The sequence below is a fragment of the Bacillus sp. LL01 genome, from assembly GCF_001037965.1.
In genome coordinates this window covers 1,022,142-1,039,211 of sequence record NZ_LFEL01000001.1, presented here as the reverse complement: position 1 = coordinate 1,039,211, position 17,070 = coordinate 1,022,142, and the positions used below count along the sequence as shown (strand labels likewise).

The 17,070-nt window shown below is 42.7% G+C and carries 16 protein-coding genes and 1 other annotated feature; of the genes, 15 read left to right on the top strand and 1 reads right to left on the bottom strand.

Annotation, left to right across the window (positions count from 1 at the left end; genetic code table 11):
- Nucleotides 1-54: 54 nt before the first annotated feature.
- The 9 genes from AB685_RS05285 (at nucleotide 55) to AB685_RS05245 (ending at nucleotide 10,443) form a co-directional block, all read left to right on the top strand.
- On the top strand, nucleotides 55-288 hold the full coding sequence (locus AB685_RS05285; RefSeq protein ID WP_047969440.1) for a hypothetical protein: 234 nt from the start codon (nucleotides 55-57) through the stop codon (nucleotides 286-288).
- Nucleotides 289-453: 165 nt separating this feature from the next.
- Nucleotides 454-2,061, top strand: coding sequence for a PucR family transcriptional regulator (locus AB685_RS05280; protein WP_047969439.1), 1,608 nt, complete (start codon nucleotides 454-456; stop codon nucleotides 2,059-2,061).
- A gap of 177 nt (nucleotides 2,062-2,238) precedes the next feature.
- Nucleotides 2,239-3,705 (top strand): CoA-acylating methylmalonate-semialdehyde dehydrogenase, encoded by a 1,467-nt coding sequence (locus AB685_RS05275; protein WP_047969438.1) that lies wholly within the window; start codon nucleotides 2,239-2,241, stop codon nucleotides 3,703-3,705.
- Between the two features lie 202 nt (nucleotides 3,706-3,907).
- Nucleotides 3,908-5,269, top strand: coding sequence for an aspartate aminotransferase family protein (locus AB685_RS05270; protein WP_047969437.1), 1,362 nt, complete (start codon nucleotides 3,908-3,910; stop codon nucleotides 5,267-5,269).
- Between the two features lie 57 nt (nucleotides 5,270-5,326).
- Nucleotides 5,327-6,385, top strand: coding sequence for an AI-2E family transporter (locus tag AB685_RS05265; RefSeq protein WP_082153506.1), 1,059 nt, complete (start codon nucleotides 5,327-5,329; stop codon nucleotides 6,383-6,385).
- 46 nt (nucleotides 6,386-6,431) lie between these two features.
- Nucleotides 6,432-6,658, top strand: a binding site (T-box leader).
- Between the two features lie 81 nt (nucleotides 6,659-6,739).
- The gene (gene alaS, locus AB685_RS05260) at nucleotides 6,740-9,373 is read left to right on the top strand and encodes an alanine--tRNA ligase (RefSeq protein WP_047969436.1); all 2,634 of its coding nucleotides are present in this window, start codon (nucleotides 6,740-6,742) and stop codon (nucleotides 9,371-9,373) included.
- Between the two features lie 82 nt (nucleotides 9,374-9,455).
- Nucleotides 9,456-9,722 carry an IreB family regulatory phosphoprotein gene (locus tag AB685_RS05255; RefSeq protein ID WP_047969435.1) on the top strand — a complete coding sequence of 89 codons (267 nt, stop codon included), beginning with the start codon at nucleotides 9,456-9,458 and terminating at the stop codon, nucleotides 9,720-9,722.
- 3 nt (nucleotides 9,723-9,725) lie between these two features.
- Nucleotides 9,726-10,142: a Holliday junction resolvase RuvX gene (gene ruvX, locus AB685_RS05250; RefSeq protein ID WP_047969434.1), complete on the top strand. Its 417-nt coding sequence runs from the start codon at nucleotides 9,726-9,728 to the stop codon at nucleotides 10,140-10,142.
- Nucleotides 10,143-10,158: 16 nt separating this feature from the next.
- The gene (locus AB685_RS05245; RefSeq protein WP_010196082.1) at nucleotides 10,159-10,443 is read left to right on the top strand and encodes a DUF1292 domain-containing protein; all 285 of its coding nucleotides are present in this window, start codon (nucleotides 10,159-10,161) and stop codon (nucleotides 10,441-10,443) included.
- Nucleotides 10,444-10,673: 230 nt separating this feature from the next.
- Here AB685_RS05245 and AB685_RS05240 read toward each other — a convergent pair whose 3' ends face one another.
- Nucleotides 10,674-11,135: an Rrf2 family transcriptional regulator gene (locus AB685_RS05240; protein WP_047969433.1), complete on the bottom strand. Its 462-nt coding sequence runs from the start codon at nucleotides 11,133-11,135 to the stop codon at nucleotides 10,674-10,676.
- A 246-nt stretch (nucleotides 11,136-11,381) separates the two neighbouring features.
- On the opposite strand from AB685_RS05240, the gene mltG reads away from it, so the two are divergent.
- The 6 genes from mltG (at nucleotide 11,382) to greA (ending at nucleotide 17,040) form a co-directional block, all read left to right on the top strand.
- The gene (gene mltG / locus AB685_RS05235) at nucleotides 11,382-12,521 is read left to right on the top strand and encodes an endolytic transglycosylase MltG (RefSeq protein WP_047969432.1); all 1,140 of its coding nucleotides are present in this window, start codon (nucleotides 11,382-11,384) and stop codon (nucleotides 12,519-12,521) included.
- 366 nt (nucleotides 12,522-12,887) lie between these two features.
- Nucleotides 12,888-13,550, top strand: a complete 663-nt coding sequence (locus tag AB685_RS05230; RefSeq protein WP_047969431.1) for an O-methyltransferase — start codon at nucleotides 12,888-12,890, stop codon at nucleotides 13,548-13,550.
- The gene (locus AB685_RS05225; RefSeq protein WP_047969430.1) at nucleotides 13,547-14,473 is read left to right on the top strand and encodes a peptidase U32 family protein; all 927 of its coding nucleotides are present in this window, start codon (nucleotides 13,547-13,549) and stop codon (nucleotides 14,471-14,473) included. The genes AB685_RS05230 and AB685_RS05225 overlap by 4 nt, the downstream gene beginning before the upstream one ends.
- 21 nt (nucleotides 14,474-14,494) lie before the next feature.
- Nucleotides 14,495-15,766: a U32 family peptidase gene (locus AB685_RS05220; protein ID WP_047969429.1), complete on the top strand. Its 1,272-nt coding sequence runs from the start codon at nucleotides 14,495-14,497 to the stop codon at nucleotides 15,764-15,766.
- 4 nt (nucleotides 15,767-15,770) lie between these two features.
- Entirely contained in the window at nucleotides 15,771-16,406 is a 636-nt protein-coding gene (gene udk, locus AB685_RS05215; protein WP_047969428.1) for a uridine kinase, read from the top strand.
- Between the two features lie 160 nt (nucleotides 16,407-16,566).
- Nucleotides 16,567-17,040 (top strand): transcription elongation factor GreA, encoded by a 474-nt coding sequence (gene greA, locus AB685_RS05210; RefSeq protein ID WP_047969427.1) that lies wholly within the window; start codon nucleotides 16,567-16,569, stop codon nucleotides 17,038-17,040.
- Nucleotides 17,041-17,070 lie beyond the last annotated feature (30 nt).

The window sequence follows — 17,070 nt, the reverse complement described above, 5'->3', positions numbered from 1 at the left end:
AATATGGTTAGAATAAAATCATGTAAACTGCATTGTGAAAGGAGTTTTCTATTTATGGAATATCAATTGAAATGTAAAGCAAGTGCCTACCCTTGCGAGGTGACCATTGACGAGGACAATAACAGGTTCACGATCCGCAAAGCGGATTCAAGTGGAGAATTTTTTAATTCCCCGGAAGAACTGGTAAATTGGATTCTGGAGAACTGGGATTCAAGTGACTTTAATGATGAAGGTGAGTTCCAGGAAATGGTTCAAGAAATTCAACTTAATTTTCCGATTAATAACTAGGTTCGAAATCCCAAAGTGATAAGGTGACATGTTGGCTACAGCTGAACATGTCACCTTTTGTTTTATTTTGTCAGAATTTTTAGTTAAATAGACGGTGTTCTTAGGTTATAATAAAGTATGAGATTAGGATCTAGTCTTATTTTAGGCCAATAAAGAGGTGAATGAATGAAGACAATGTTATCCTTACAGGAAATCATGAACCGTAAACAGTTTGAAAAGGCGGAAGTAATGGCGGGTAAGCAAGGGATGCACCGCCAAGTGAAGTGGGTTCATGTTGTGGAAATAACTAATATTGAAAAGCTGCTGAACGGACAAGAACTCATTCTCTCAACCGGCGTATCCTTTGGAGGGGAGATTGATAAATTCCGTTCTTTCGTCCAACAGCTTATAAACTGCCAAGCTGCAGGATTATGTATTGAAAAAGGAACCTACATCCCCACCATCCCACAGGAAATTATAGATTTAGCCGATACACAACAATTCCCTCTCATCCTCTTTCATCAAGAAGTGTCATTTGTAGATATTACGCAAGATATTCACTCTGTGTTAATCAATCAACAATATCAGATGATTTCTCAACTGGAAAGCTACTCTCAGACCTTGAACAAGAAACTATTGACCATTACCCATGAACTAGAAATACTGGCCTATCTTCAAGAACATTTGGAGACTCAGATCATATACGAGAATGGCAATCAGGAAAAGTTCTTTATTCCTGATGTCCCCATACATGAAAGGAAAGCCGTCCTTTGCTCACTGAAATCCCCTCAGCAAACGGAAAAATGTCTGCAGGAGTCCGTGCAGGTTTTGGATAAACAGCATGGAGTCATACACATCCTTTCAAAGGATCGTACCTTGAGCGAGTTCGATCATCTTCTTTTGGACCGTACTGTTACAGCTCTTGCCCAACATATCTTAAGAGGGCTTTATGTGGAGGAAAAGAGAAGATTGGAAGAAAGTGAGTGGCTGCGTAGCTGGCTAGAAGGCGGACAAAGCAAGGAGTCCATCAGGGATTTCCTGGGAAGGAACGAGGCGGTTTTTCATAAAGGAGGAGTCGTCCTTTTATGTAAAAAGAGGAACCAGCAAGCCCCGACCTTGGATAAAACGTATCTTACCCTTTTATTTCGCTCCGTTTTTGAACAACAGGGGTTTTCTGTGTTTTTTACAGAAATGAAAAATACGTTGACCGTCATATTGATCAACAGACGTGAGGAGAGAGGGTGGAAGGAACGTCTGACAGAGGGCGCATCGGTTCTAATGGACAAACAAAAGGACAAAAAAGGTCTCCCTTCGCTCAGATTCGCAGTAGGAAAATATGTTCAGCCGCTAGATCAGATATCCAGAAGCTATCAATCTTCCCGAGAGGCAATGCAAATACAGGAACAGTTGTTAAAAGGTGAGCACTTCTCCTTATTTGAAGATCTTCACATCTACCGATTGATTTCGTTTATGCAAAAGCATCATGATCTTCGTGATTTTGTCATGGAGTATTTGCAGCCAGTCATTGACTATGATGAAAAGCATAATGGCAAATTGCTAGAGACCTTGAAAATCTATTTAGCCTGCAACGGGTCCAAGAAAGAGACGGCAAGCAGGCTCTACATTGTTAGACAAACTCTCTATCACCGCATTCAAAAGCTTGAGAACTTACTTGGAGAGGATTTTATGATCTCTGAAAAAAGGCTTGTAATTGAATTTATGGTCATGATCTATGAGTATCTCAATACAACGAATGCATACTTGGACGGTGATAGCAAAACATTCTCATTATAAATGATTTGCAAAGAGGCAGGAGTTCCATATGGAGTTCCTGCCATTTTTTCGTTCTTCCATAATGTCATGGCCAACACCTTATCCATTTTACATTTTGTCTAATGAAAGCCTTTCTATTTTGTCAGATAATAGTCATAAGTTCTAAAAATTCTTTAAATGAATGAGGAGGACAAAAACATGACAGTCACTTCAAAAGAAACAGCAGTTTTGCAGAATTTTATAGATGGAAAATGGGTGAATTCCAAAGGGTCGGAACAGATGGAAGTAATCAACCCTGCGACAAAGGAATGCTTGGCGAAGGTCCCAATCTCTACAAAAGAAGATGTACAGGAAGCGGTTAAGGCAGCAAAGTCCGCTTTTCAAACGTGGAAAAATACTCCCGTCCCAAAGCGCGCTCGCATTATGTATGCCTACCACCACCTGCTGACGGAAAATCATGATGAATTGGCAAAACTCATCGTGCTCGAAAACGGAAAAGCCTTCAAAGAAGCACATGGAGAAGTTCAAAGAGGCTTGGAATGTGTGGAGTTTGCAGCTGGGGCCCCAACATTGATGATGGGGGAAACCTTATCCAACATTGCAGAAGATATTGACTCCAGCATGTACCGTTATCCACTGGGAGTGGTGGGGGGCATTACGCCGTTCAACTTTCCGATGATGGTTCCGCTATGGATGTTCCCTCTTGCAATTGCGTGCGGAAATACATTTGTCCTGAAGCCTTCAGAACGCACTCCTATGCTGGCTAATCGTTTGGTGGAGCTGTTTTCAGAAGCCGGAGCGCCTGATGGGGTGTTGAATATCGTTCATGGGGCGCATGATGTGGTAAATGGCCTGCTAGATCATGAGGATGTCAAAGCAATCTCATTTGTGGGTTCCCAGCCTGTTGCTAAATACGTGTATGAGACAGCGGCGAAAAATGGCAAGCGTGTCCAGGCGCTATCTGGAGCGAAAAACCACCATGTGGTCATGCAGGATGCAAACCTGGAGAAAGCAGCCCAGCATATCCTGACTTCGGCTTTCGGAAGCGCAGGACAACGCTGTATGGCATGCAGCGCAGTGGTAGTTGTCGGTGATAATGACCAATTTGTAGAAGAATTGAAAAATAAGGCAAACTCTTTGACAATCGGAAACGGAATGGACGAGGAAGTATTGCTGACGCCTGTCATTCGTGAAAGCCATCGTGAAAAAGTGCTGGGATATATCAAGCAGGGTGTTACAGAAGGAGCTTCCCTGATCAGGGATGGACGGAAGGAAATGGAGGAGATGACAGAAGGGAATTATCTTGGCCCAACCATATTTGACCATGTGACGCCAGAAATGACAATCGCCAAGGAAGAGATCTTCGCACCTGTCCTTAGCCTTTTGCGGGCAAAAGATCTTGATGAGGCATTGTCCCATATAGAGAAATCACGTTTCGGAAATGGTGCCACCATCTACACCAAAGACGCCAAAGCTGTTCGCCAGTTCAGGGAAGAGGCTGACGCTGGCATGATCGGTGTGAATGTAGGTGTGCCTGCAACCATGGCATTCTTCCCATTTTCGGGTTGGAAGGATTCCTTCTACGGAGATCTCCATGTAAACGGAAAAGACGGAGTGAATTTCTTCACCCGTAAAAAAATGATTACATCAAGATTCGATTTTTGAAATAAGGATTAGTTAATAGGATATCCCAGCTGTTGATTGGAGCACAGGGCGAAGACTCCTACGGGAGGTAGCGCTTAGAGGAGACCCCGCAGGCTTGCCGAGGAGGCTCCGCAAGCGCCCCGTGGAAAGCGAAGCCCTGTGCGGAAATCAACAGCGGCATTAGCGTTTTCCAAAATCCTTTAAGATGGAAAGGGTGTATCGGATGGCGAAAATAAATCAAACGCAAGAACACAACTTGTTGGGTCTGGATGATCGCTATGTGTGGCACTCCATGAAGCCTTACAGCCCAACTTCCACGATGGTGGTAAAAGAGGCCAAAGGGGCGTGGGTGACAGATATTGACGGGAACCGTTATTTGGATGGCATGTCAGGCCTTTGGTGTGTGAATGTCGGTTATGGAAGAACAGAACTTGCAGAAGCGGCGTATGAACAGCTGAAAGAACTAGCTTACTTTCCTTTAACACAAAGCCATGTTCCTGCCATCAAGCTTGCCGAAAAGCTGAACGAGTGGCTAGGGGAGGAATATGTAATCTTTTTTTCCAACAGTGGATCGGAAGCGAATGAAACAGCCTTTAAGATAGCGAGGCAGTACCATGCCCAGCGTGGTGATGCCAACCGCTATAAAATCGTTTCAAGATACCGTTCGTATCACGGAAATACAATGGGGTCCCTTGCCGCCACAGGACAGGCGCAACGCAAATACAAATATGAGCCATTGGCACCTGGTTTTGTGCACATTCCACCACCTGACACATATAGAATGGAGGATGCCCAAACGGAAGATCCCATGAAAATGCGATGCGTAAAAGATGTAGATCAGGTCATGACCTGGGAGCTCAGTGAAACGATTGCTGCGATGATAATGGAACCTATTATAACAGGAGGAGGAATATTAACCCCGCCTGAAAATTATATGGGGGCTGTCGCTGAAATTTGCAAAAAACATGGGGCACTTTTGATTGTTGATGAAGTAATCTGTGGTTTCGGAAGAACAGGGAAGCCATTCGGGTTCATGAATTATGGCGTAAAACCTGACATCATAACAATGGCTAAAGGTATCACTAGCGCATACCTTCCGCTATCAGTCACAGCGGTAAAAAAGGAAATCTATGAACAATTCAAAGGGTCGGAAGAGTACGACTATCTGCGCCATGTCAACACTTTCGGTGGTAGCCCTGCTTCTTGTGCACTTGCATTAAAAAATCTTGAAATCATGGAGAATGAAAAGCTGATAGAGCGTTCGGCAGAAAAAGGAGCAGTCCTTTTGAGTGAGCTCAGATCACGATTATCAGCTAATCCATATGTGGGTGATGTGCGTGGAAAAGGGCTGCTTGTCGGATTGGAACTTGTTAAAAATAAGGATACGAAAGAACCAATCGAAATCGAGAAAATAAATGAGGTCATTGCTTCATGTAAAAAGAAAGGCCTGATAGTGGGAAAAAACGGGGCGACTGTAGCTGGATTCAATAATGTGCTGACCCTTTCACCACCCCTGTCGATTAGTGATGAAGACCTTCAGTTTATCATTATGACGGTTGTGGATTCTATTTCTGACTTGAAGTAAAATGCCCGTATAAATACGTATAACTATATAGAGAATAACGAGTAGGAGGCGTTTCCCTTGGAAAATCAGAAGAAATGGCTGTTACGCCTAGGTACACTTCTACTCGTTATGATCATTTTGTATGTCTTCATGAAGCTGAGCCCGTTATGGGGACCGGTTCTGAGGGTTTTGTTTATTATAAGTATCCCATTTTTTATCAGTATTTTTATTACATATCTTTTGCACCCGGTTGTAGAATACACACATAACAGGGGAATGCCTAGACCTATCGCCATTCTTCTGATATACCTTCTGTTTTTTGGTGGAATCGGTTTCATATCCTATAAAGGGATACCTGTCATCATTGACCAGATGTGGGAGCTTTCAGATAATTTTCCACGTCTGGCTCAAACTTATAGTGGTTGGATTAAGCAGATTCATAGCTCCACTTCCAGTTGGCCGGAGGGGATTCATGAAAGGGTGGATAAGACCTTTAGTGAATTCGAAGAGATGCTTTCTAACCTTATGACAAGGGTCGTAGCGGGATTGAAGGGGCTGTTAAATTCCTTTTTCATCTTGATTGTCATCCCTTTCATTGTGTTTTACCTGTTGAAGGATTATGATCAGGTGAAGAAAACGGTCTGGTATCTTACCCCGAGAAAATGGCGTGAACCAGGATTGGCATTTTTAAAAGATGTCGATATCTCTCTGGGCAGCTATATAAGAGGGCAGCTGACTGTCTGTTTAATCATTGGTTTTTTGGCAACGGCTTGTCTTTGGTTGAGTGGAATGAAATATCCCTTGGTGCTTGGTGTGATTATCGGGATCACCAATATCATCCCTTATTTTGGACCGATTATCGGTGCATTTCCCGCAGTAATCATCGCTGCAACTATTTCAATGAAAATGGTCTTTCTCGTCATCATTATTATATTCGGCTTACAGTTTGTAGAAGGGAACATTTTATCTCCACTAATTGTTGGTAAGAGTCTGCATATCCATCCGGTATTCATCATTTTGGCACTCTTGATTGGAGGAGAGGTGGCGGGGGTTGTAGGATTGATTTTGGCGGTGCCGGTATTTGCCGTTTTAAAAGTTACGTTGACTCATCTAACCGCCCATTTCATCAAACATTGACAACGGTCTTTCTGTTGCATATAATCGAAGCATAATAGCTACATACATTAATTCAAAGAAGGATCTGAGTACCTTATAGTCCATCCTGATGAGCATTGCTCGGATAGAGAGGAATTCCATGGCTGAAAGAATTCCAGGGTGAAGGATAAGGGAAAGCTAATCCGGAGAGCAGGGTAAAATCCTGCCGGTTTGCACCGTTAATGCAATCTGAGAGATGATGGAGTTTTTCTGTCATAATCAGGGTGGTACCGCGAGAACACTCTCGTCCCTGTTTTTAGGGACGGGAGTTTTTTGTTTTCCTGGAACGAAAGGAAACAGGAGTATTGACAGTAACATTTAAAGGAGGAAAATCACATGAAACACCTAACATCCGCTCAAGTGCGCCAAATGTTCCTAGACTTCTTTAAAGAAAAAGGACATGCAGTAGAGCCTAGCGCATCGCTTGTCCCACACGAAGATCCATCCCTTTTATGGATCAATAGTGGTGTGGCGACATTGAAAAAATACTTTGATGGACGTGTCATCCCGGCAAATCCTCGAATTTGCAACGCACAAAAATCCATACGTACAAATGATATCGAAAACGTCGGCAAAACTGCCCGTCATCACACTTTTTTTGAAATGCTCGGTAACTTCTCCATTGGAGAATACTTCAAGAAAGAAGCAATCGACTGGGCTTGGGAGTTTCTTACAAGTGAAAAATGGATTGGCTTTGATCCGGAAAAACTTTCTGTCACCATCCATCCTGAAGATGAAGAGGCTTATCAGTATTGGAATGAAGTGATTGGTGTTCCGGCAGAAAGAATCATCCGTCTTGAGGGTAACTTCTGGGATATAGGAGAAGGCCCAAGTGGACCAAATACCGAGATTTTCTATGACCGCGGTGAAAGCTACGGTAACGACGAGAATGATCCGGAACTATATCCTGGAGGCGAAAACGAACGCTACCTCGAAATTTGGAACCTGGTATTCTCCGAGTTCAACCATAATCCTGATCATACCTACACTCCACTTCCGAAGAAAAATATAGATACAGGAATGGGCTTAGAGCGCATGGTCTCCGTCATCCAGGATGTGCCGACTAACTTTGATACGGACCTGTTCATTCCAATTATCGAGGCGACTGAAAATGTTTCTGGTGAAAAATACAGAACAGACATAGAAAAGGATGTTGCATTTAAAGTGGTTGCAGACCATATCCGTACTGTCACATTTGCAGTCGGTGACGGAGCTCTTCCTTCCAATGAAGGTCGTGGCTATGTATTGCGCCGTCTATTGAGAAGAGCGGTCCGCTATGCAAAACAACTTGGTATCAACCGTCCATTTATGTACGAGCTAGTACCAGTTGTAGCTGAAATCATGATCGATTTCTATCCGGAGGTAAAAGAAAAGCAGGATTTCATCCAGCGTGTAATGAAAACAGAAGAAGAGCGTTTCCATGAAACTCTGAATGATGGCTTAGCTATCCTTTCCACCGTTATTGCAAAAGCGAAAGAAGAAGGCAAAACAGTGGTTTCCGGTGCAGACGCATTCCGTCTTTATGATACGTACGGATTTCCGGTCGAACTAACAGAAGAGTATGTGGAAGAACAGGGCATGTCTCTTGATCACGAAGGTTTTGAAAAAGAGATGGAAGAACAGCGTGATCGCGCTCGTTCCGCTCGTCAGGATTCAAGCTCCATGCAGGTGCAATCCGGAGTACTTGGTGAGATCCGTTCTGAAAGCAGCTTTATCGGGTATGACCAGCTAACTGCAGAAACGACCCTTTCTGTTATTGTAAAAAAAGGGGAGTTGGCAGATTCAGCCGTAACCGGTGATGAGGTTCAGGTCATTTTGGCAGAGACACCTTTTTATGCCGAGAGCGGTGGACAGATTGCAGATCACGGGTATATTGTGACTGAATCCGGCAGAGGATTTGTGAAGGATGTTCAAAAAGCTCCTAACGGCCAAAATTTACACACTATTGTTGTGGAAGAAGGTGTGCTGAACAGGGAACAAACGGTTAAAGCAGAAGTACATGCAAAAAACCGCGCTCAGATCATCAAAAATCACACTGCTACACATATTCTGCATCAAGCATTAAAGGATGTACTTGGAACACATGTCAACCAAGCCGGCTCCCAGGTTACTGCCGACCGCCTTCGTTTCGACTTCTCCCACTTTGGTCAGGTGACCCAGGAAGAAATCGAAAAAATCGAAGCGATCGTCAACGAAAAGATTTGGGCGAGTTTGAATGTGATCATTGAAAACAAATCTATTACAGAAGCAAAAGCGATGGGTGCAATGGCACTATTCGGTGAAAAGTACGGGGATATTGTTCGCGTCGTTCAAGTTGCCGATTACAGCCTGGAGCTTTGTGGGGGCTGTCATGTACCTAATACGTCTGAAATTGGACTGTTCAAAATCGTCTCCGAGTCAGGTATTGGTGCAGGAACCCGCAGAATGGAAGCAGTGACTGGTGAAGGGGCATACCGTCTGCTGAACGATCAGGTGCAGTTATTGAAAGAAGCTGCCGCTAAACTTAAAACAAAACCTCAGGAAATTGGTTCACGAATTGATGTCCTTTTGGCAGACATTAAAGAGTTGCAAAGGGAAAACCAATCCCTAGCTTCCAAGCTAGGTAATATCGAAGCATCCAGCTTATCATCCAAAGCAAAAGAAGTGAACGGTGTGACAATGCTTGTGAGCAAAGTGGCAGGTACGGACATGAATAACCTGCGTACCATGGTGGATGATTTAAAAAATAAGCTTGGTTCTGGTATCATAGTACTTGCAAGTGTCCAAGATGGGAAAGTGAACATTTCTGCAGGTGTAACAAAAGATTTGATTGAAAAAGGTTACCATGCCGGCAAGGTTGTCAAAGAAGTGGCTACACGCTGCGGTGGCGGCGGCGGTGGTCGACCTGATATGGCACAAGCGGGCGGAAAAAACCCGGAACAGGTCGATTCTGCATTACAATCTGTTGAAGATTGGATAAAATCCGTTTAACATTGCCGACATTTGGTGTACAATAAAGGTAACAATTTACAAGCAGATAGAAAAAATGAAGTCTAAGAGAGAGGTGCAAATGATGAGCTCCTTTGACAAAACAATGAAGTTTAACTTTGCGGAAGATGCATTGGATGCTAATGTTGATGACGTATTAATAACGGTATATGAAGCACTGCAGGAAAAAGGGTACAATCCGATCAATCAGATTGTCGGTTACCTGCTGTCCGGCGACCCGGCATATATTCCTCGTCATAAAGACGCAAGAACGCTTATTCGGAAAATTGAAAGGGACGAGCTAATTGAAGAATTGGTGAAGTCTTACTTAGAACAGCACCGCAAGGAGTAGTACATGCGCATTTTGGGCTTAGACGTCGGATCCAAAACTGTCGGTGTCGCCGTCAGTGATGAAATGGGATGGACGGCACAAGGTTTGGAAACGATAAAAATTGATGAAGCAGTAAAAAATCTGGGCTTTAAGCGATTGAAGCAAATTATCGCAGAATACAAGCCTGAAAAAGTGGTAATTGGATTACCCAAGAACATGAACGGTTCCATAGGTCCAAGGGGAGAAGCAAGCAAGCACTACGGTGAAAAGCTGACTGCCAAAACGGGACTGCCTGTCATCTATTGGGATGAACGACTTTCTACTGTAGCAGCAGAAAGGATTCTCCTCTCTGCTGACGTAAGTAGAAAAAAGAGAAAGCTAGTAATCGACAAAATGGCTGCAGCTGTTATTTTACAAGGGTATTTAGACAGCCAACAATAAATTAGAGGTGAGCAAAATGGAACACGGAGAACAAAATATTACAGTAGTAGACGAAAACGGGAACGAACAGTTATGTGAAGTGCTTTTCACATTTGACTCAGAAGAGTTTGGAAAGTCATATGTACTATACTATCCGGTAGGAGCAGAAAATGATGACCAGGATGACATTGAAATCCATGCATCAAGCTTCGTGCCTAGCGAATCAGAAGAAGGTGGCGACCTTCAGCCTGTTGAAACGGATGAAGAGTGGGACATGATTGAAGAAATGTTGAACACTTTCTTAGCGGAAGAAGAAGAGTAAAAAAAGAGAGCAAGCAGAAAAATTCTGTTTGCTCTTTTTTTAGGCTATTTTCTCAAAGATTGTTGCTATCACTGAGTAAAAAGTCGTCAATTGGACTTTTTACAGCTTACAAACTCTAAAATTAGCATGCAAGCTACCTTGTATAGCCAGGAAAAGAGCACGACAGCAAGGATTATAGCGGTTTGTTTATAAATACGAAAAAGCAACAAAGTTTGCGAAAACAGCCTTTTTTATGTGCTTTTCTCGCCATGCTCCTGTTCAGGAAATAATAGGGAGGTCAACTGTTCTCTGTTTGTAATCAAGTCTTGCAAGGTATATTGGTCTAACACTGAAATGAATGCTTGAAGTGCCTGATATAGGATCCCTTTCAGTCTACAAGTAGGGGAGATGACACAGGAGGAATGCTCCTGGAAACATTCGACCATATGAAAGTCTTCCTCAGTCTGTCGCACTAATTTACCTATGTTTACTTCTTCCGGCAGTACTGCCATCTTCAATCCACCATTCCGTCCTCGTATTGTATCTACATAGCCGAGTTTTCCTAGATGGAACGTAACTTTCATCAGGTGATTCTTGGAGATGCCATATGACTCAGCAATATCCTTGATCTGTACCAGCCTGTTTTCATCAGGTGCACTTGCTAAATATAATAAAACTCTCAACGAGTAATCTGTATAAAGTGTAAGTTTCATATTCTACCTCCACAATTTATAATACCATAACTACTATTATAGATGAAAATGGTAAAACTACTAAATGAAATCACGTGAAATAACCTAATAAATTCAAAAATATTAGGACAAAAGTAATGCGCTATTCGTGAAAAATGGTAAAATATGATGTAGGAATGTGTCGGAAAAGCAAAATCGCTTGTTTTTTTGTCAAAAACGCAATGGATTTGTTGTATAATTAATTGGTGTGCGAGAGGGGGGCTTTTTTTGTCAGAGAAAAATAATAAAGACAGTATTCAAGAAAAGTTGAAAGAGAAGCATTTTGAAGCGAAGATAGTTCGCCGCATCGTGTTTACCGTGTTTGTCATTCTTATGCTTGCCTTGACTGGCATTATCGGTGGCGGATATTTCTATATAAAAAATGCGTTAAAGCCTGTAAGTGAGGATGCAACAGAAACCAAAATGGTAGATATCCCAATAGGATCATCTCCAACCACGATAGGAAGTATCCTTGAAGAAAACGGGATTATTCATAACGGAAAAGCTTTCCGCTACTATGTGAAATTCAAAAATGAATCTGGATTTCAAGCAGGGGAGTATGAACTCAGCCCTTCCATGAATCTTGATGAAATCATCGGCTTCTTGAAGGAAGGGAAAGTACAACAGGATGTCCTATTCACTATTACCATCCCTGAAGGACGACAGTTGGAACAGATTGCTATTATCCTTGAGAACAGAATCGGCTTAAAAGAAGAAGATTTCCTTGAAACAGTCAATGATAAGGAGTTCATTGAAAGCATGATGGAAAAGTATCCTAATGTCTTGACAGAAGAGGTGCTGGATGAGGATATCAAGTATGCATTGGAGGGTTATCTGTTCCCTGCAACATATCCATTCTATGTGGAAAATCCCACTGCCGAAGAAGTCGTCGATGTTATGCTCCAGAAAACCGGGGAAATCTTAGAAGACGATGAAGTTCGAATCGGTATGGCAAACAGGGATTTTACACCACACCAATTGCTGACAATGGCTAGTCTAATTGAGGCGGAGGCCACAGTTCAAATGGATCGTGAAAGCATCTCAAGTGTCTTTTACAATCGTATGGATGTAGGAATGCCGCTTCAAACCGATCCGACAGTTCTATATGCTCTAGGGGAACATAAAGAGAGAACTTTATATGAACATCTGGAAGTGGATTCTCCGTATAATACTTATAAGCATCAAGGTCTCCCTCCTGGTCCGATTGCCAATGCAGGAGTATCCTCCTTGCAAGCGGCAATGCACCCTGCAGAAACGGAGTACTACTATTTCTTGGCGACTCCGGACGGGAAAGTAATCTTCAATGAAACGTTGGAACAGCATAATAACGATAAGAATCAATATATCACGAACCAAGACAACAGCTAGTGGCTGTAGGGGAGGTGCGAAATTAATTCGCATTCCCCATTTTTTTGTGATAAAATATATCGAGTTGTTTTGAACTGAAAGTATTAACATAAAAAGAGGGTTCCTCCTGTGAGGTCACCTCTATTTTCTTTGTTTATGGAGAGCATGAATTATCTTAAAATGTGTATGTCGATATATGTAAACGTTCCCCCTCAAGATTGTAGTGCAAGGTGTGAGACTCCAGCGGGGGTGTAACGGTTGGTTGAGACCCCACAGCGAAGCGAGGAGGCTCAAGCACCGTCCCGCGGAAAGCGAACACCTGGAACGGAAATCTAGAGGTGTTATTCAGGTTACCCCTGTTTAATTAGAAGAAGGAGGCTGCCTACCTTGGAAGCCAATGAAAATAAAGTGATTACCTATCTTGATTCCCTCGTCTCCCCAAGAAACGAAATTACTGCAAAAATGGAAAAGCTAGCACAAGAGGATAATGTTCCAATCATGGACCTTGTCGGAATGGAGACATTGCTCCAGCTCTTAAGACTGGCACAACCCAAGAGGATCCTTGAAATTGGTGCAGCAATCGGTTATTCTGCCATTCGCATGGCACAGGCCATACCGGATGTGACCATCGTAACAATCGAGCGTGATGAACATAGATATATGCAAGCAAAGCAGCATATTGCAGAAGCTAGTCTGGACAATCGGATTGATTTGATATTCGGGGATGCTCTTGAGGTGTTTGAGCAAGTACAACAGCGAGGACGGTTCGATCTGATTTTCATTGATGCAGCTAAAGGGCAGTACGAGCGCTTTTTTACGATGTATGAGACTCTTTTAGATGATGCAGGCGTCATCATTACAGATAATGTACTGTTCCGTGGACTGGTTGCTGAGAACCATGAAGCGATTGAACCGAAAAGAATAAGAAATCTGGTGAAAAAAATCGACTGCTATAACAGATGGTTGATGGAACACCCAAATTATATTACCACCATCATGCCGGTCGGAGATGGAATTGCCATCAGTAAAAAAAGAGGTGAAACAAGATGAAGAAACCGGAACTGTTAGTGACTCCAATTAATATAGAAAATATGAAGGATCTGATTGCTGCTGGTGCAGACGCATTCGTAATCGGCGAACAACGTTATGGACTGCGTCTAGCAGGAGAGTTTGGCAGAGATGAAGTGAAAGAGGCGATTGCTCTTGCACATGGTCAGAATAAAAAAGTCTATGTGGCAATGAATGCCCTTTTTCATAACGAAAAAGTGGAAGAGCTGTCAGACTATCTGCAATTCCTGGTGGAAGTGAAAGCAGATGCCGTAATCTTTGGAGATCCTGCCGTATTGATGGCAGCAAAAGAAGTGGCGCCTGAGATGAAGCTTCACTGGAACACGGAAACGACCGCGACCAATTATTACACCTGTAACTATTGGGGCAGAAAAGGTTCAAAGCGTGCCGTTCTTGCCCGTGAGTTGAATATGGATTCCATTGTGGAAATCAAGGGAAATGCGGAAGTGGAAATTGAGGTGCAGGTCCACGGCATGACCTGTATGTTCCAGTCCAAACGTTCCTTGATCGGCCATTACTTCGAATATCAAGGGAAAACGATGGAAGTGGAAAAAGGTAAAGAAAGAGCGATGCTTCTTCATGATAAAGAGCGGAACAACAAATACCCGGTCTATGAAGATGAAAACGGGACCCATATCATGAGTCCGAATGACATGTGCATCATCGATGAGTTGGAAGAGATGATTGATGCAGAAGTGGATTGCTTCAAAATCGATGGAGTTCTTCAAACTCCAGGTTACATGGTGGAAGTGACGAAGCGTTATCGTAAAGCGATAGATTTGTGCGTGAAAGATAGAGAGCAATATGAAGATATCAAAGACGATCTTCTTGCTGAACTGGAAGAACTTCAACAGGAACACCGTCCGTTGGATACAGGATTCTTCTTTAAGGAAACAGTCTATTAAGCAGAAAAGGAGGTAGCCTAAATGACAACCTACGTAAATGATAAGATTTCAAAAATTGTTGATGGAAAACGTGTTATCGTGAAAAAGCCTGAGTTGCTAGCTCCAGCTGGTAATCTGGAAAAGTTGAAGATTGCCGTTCAATATGGTGCAGACGCAGTTTTCATCGGTGGCCAAGAATACGGACTTCGCTCAAACGCTGGGAATTTTACCTTCGAAGAAATGGCTGAAGGTGTACAATTTGCAGATAAATTTGGAGCTCGAATTTATGTTACTACCAATATTTTTGCTCACAATGAAAACATGGACGGACTTGATGATTATCTTCGCGGTATTGAAGGTGCAGGGGTGCACGGAATCATTGTAGCCGACCCGCTCATCATTGAGACCTGCCGCAGAGTGGCACCGAAACTTGAAGTCCACCTGAGCACCCAGCAATCCTTGTCCAACTGGAAAGCTGTTCAGTTCTGGAAAGAGGAAGGACTAGAACGTGTCGTCCTTGCACGGGAAACAAGTGCAGAAGAGATCCGTGAAATGAAAGAGAAGGTGGACATTGAGATTGAAACGTTCATCCATGGTGCCATGTGTATCGCCTATTCCGGACGTTGTACATTAAGTAACCATATGACAGCGAGGGACTCCAACCGGGGTGGCTGCTGCCAATCCTGTCGTTGGGATTATGATCTGTATGAACTCAAAGATGGAGAAGAGAAGGCGTTGTTCGCTGAGAAAGATGCACCATTCGCCATGAGCCCTAAGGATTTGAAGCTGATTGAATCTATTCCAAGAATGATAGAGCTTGGGATTGATAGCTTGAAAATTGAAGGACGCATGAAATCGATCCACTATGTGGCAACAGTGGTCAGTGTTTACCGCAAAGTGATAGATGCATATTGTGCAGATCCAGAGAACTTTGTTATCAAGCAAGAATGGCTGGAAGAGCTTGATAAATGCGCAAACCGTGAAACGGCACCAGCGTTCTTTGAAGGTGTTCCAGGGTATAAAGAGCAGATGTTTGGTAACCATAGCAAGAAGACTGCCTTTGATTTTATAGGACAAGTACTTGATTACGACACGGAGACGCAAATGGTAACATTGCAACAGAGAAACTTTTTCAAGCCTGGTGAAGATGTCGAGTTTTTCGGTCCAGAAATTGAAAACTTCACTCAAAAAATAGAGAAAATATGGGATGAAAAGGGCAATGAGTTGGATGCAGCACGTCACCCTTTACAAATCGTTACATTCAAAGTGAAAAAGCCGGTCTATCAGAATAACATGATGCGAAAGGGGCAGTAAGAAAATGGGGAAGAAACCGATCGTAATCGGGGTAGCCGGAGGTTCTGGCTCGGGAAAAACAAGTGTAACAAAAGCAATTTTTGATCATTTTACAGAGAAATCCATCCTGATGCTTGAACAGGATTATTATTATAAAGATCAAGCAGAGGTTCCAATGGAAGAGAGATTGAAAACCAATTATGATCATCCACTTGCATTCGACAATGATCTGCTTATCGAACATATTGAGAATTTATTACAATATGATACCGTGAATAAACCGGTTTATGATTACACACTTCATACAAGATCATCCCAGGTGATAGAAGTAGAACCAAAGGATGTTATAATTGTAGAAGGAATTTTGGTATTAGAAGACGAGCGTTTGCGTAACTTAATGGATATAAAGCTTTTTGTGGACACGGATGCCGATATCCGCATCATTCGTCGCATGCTTCGAGATATCAAGGAACGCGGTCGTACCATTGATTCTGTCATCGAACAATATGTAACTGTAGTTCGTCCGATGCATAATCAATTTATCGAACCGACGAAGAGATATGCAGATATCATTATCCCTGAAGGTGGACAAAATCACGTTGCCATCGACCTGATGGTAACAAAAATTCAAACAATTCTTGAACAAAAAGAGATTTTGTAATAACATATGAGAAGCTAGAGAATTTTCCAATTGTGGAAGGAACGCCGATGTATTCCATTAATGGGTACATCTTTTTCCACATTTACATAAGCTTTTGACTAAGCTGTCATATAGATACACGTAAATTGGGGAATGCAATTACTTGAAGGAGTGAATAGTCATGGCACAAGAGAAAGTATATCCAATGACACAAGCAGGGAAAGACAAGCTTGTACAAGAATTAGAGAACCTGAAATCCGTAAGACGTAAAGAAGTAGTAGAACGTATTAAAATAGCACGTAGCTTCGGAGACCTTTCCGAGAACTCCGAGTATGATTCTGCAAAAGAAGAGCAGGCATTCGTGGAAGGCCGTATCACGCTTCTTGAGCAAATGGTACGCAACGCGAAAATCATTCAGGAAGACAAGGAAACAGATGCTGTAGTTCTAGGTAAAACAGTAACATTTGTTGAGCTTCCAGAAGGCGAAGAAGAAACATACACAATCGTAGGAAGTGCAGAGGCTGATCCGTTCGAAGGAAACATCTCCAACGAATCACCTATGGGAAGCTCCTTGATGGGCAAACGTGTAAACGATGAAGTAACAATACAGACTCCAGGCGGAGAAATGAACGTGAAAATCGTTTCAGTTAAATAAGGTTTTGATTAAAAAGATTGCACCTCGTCA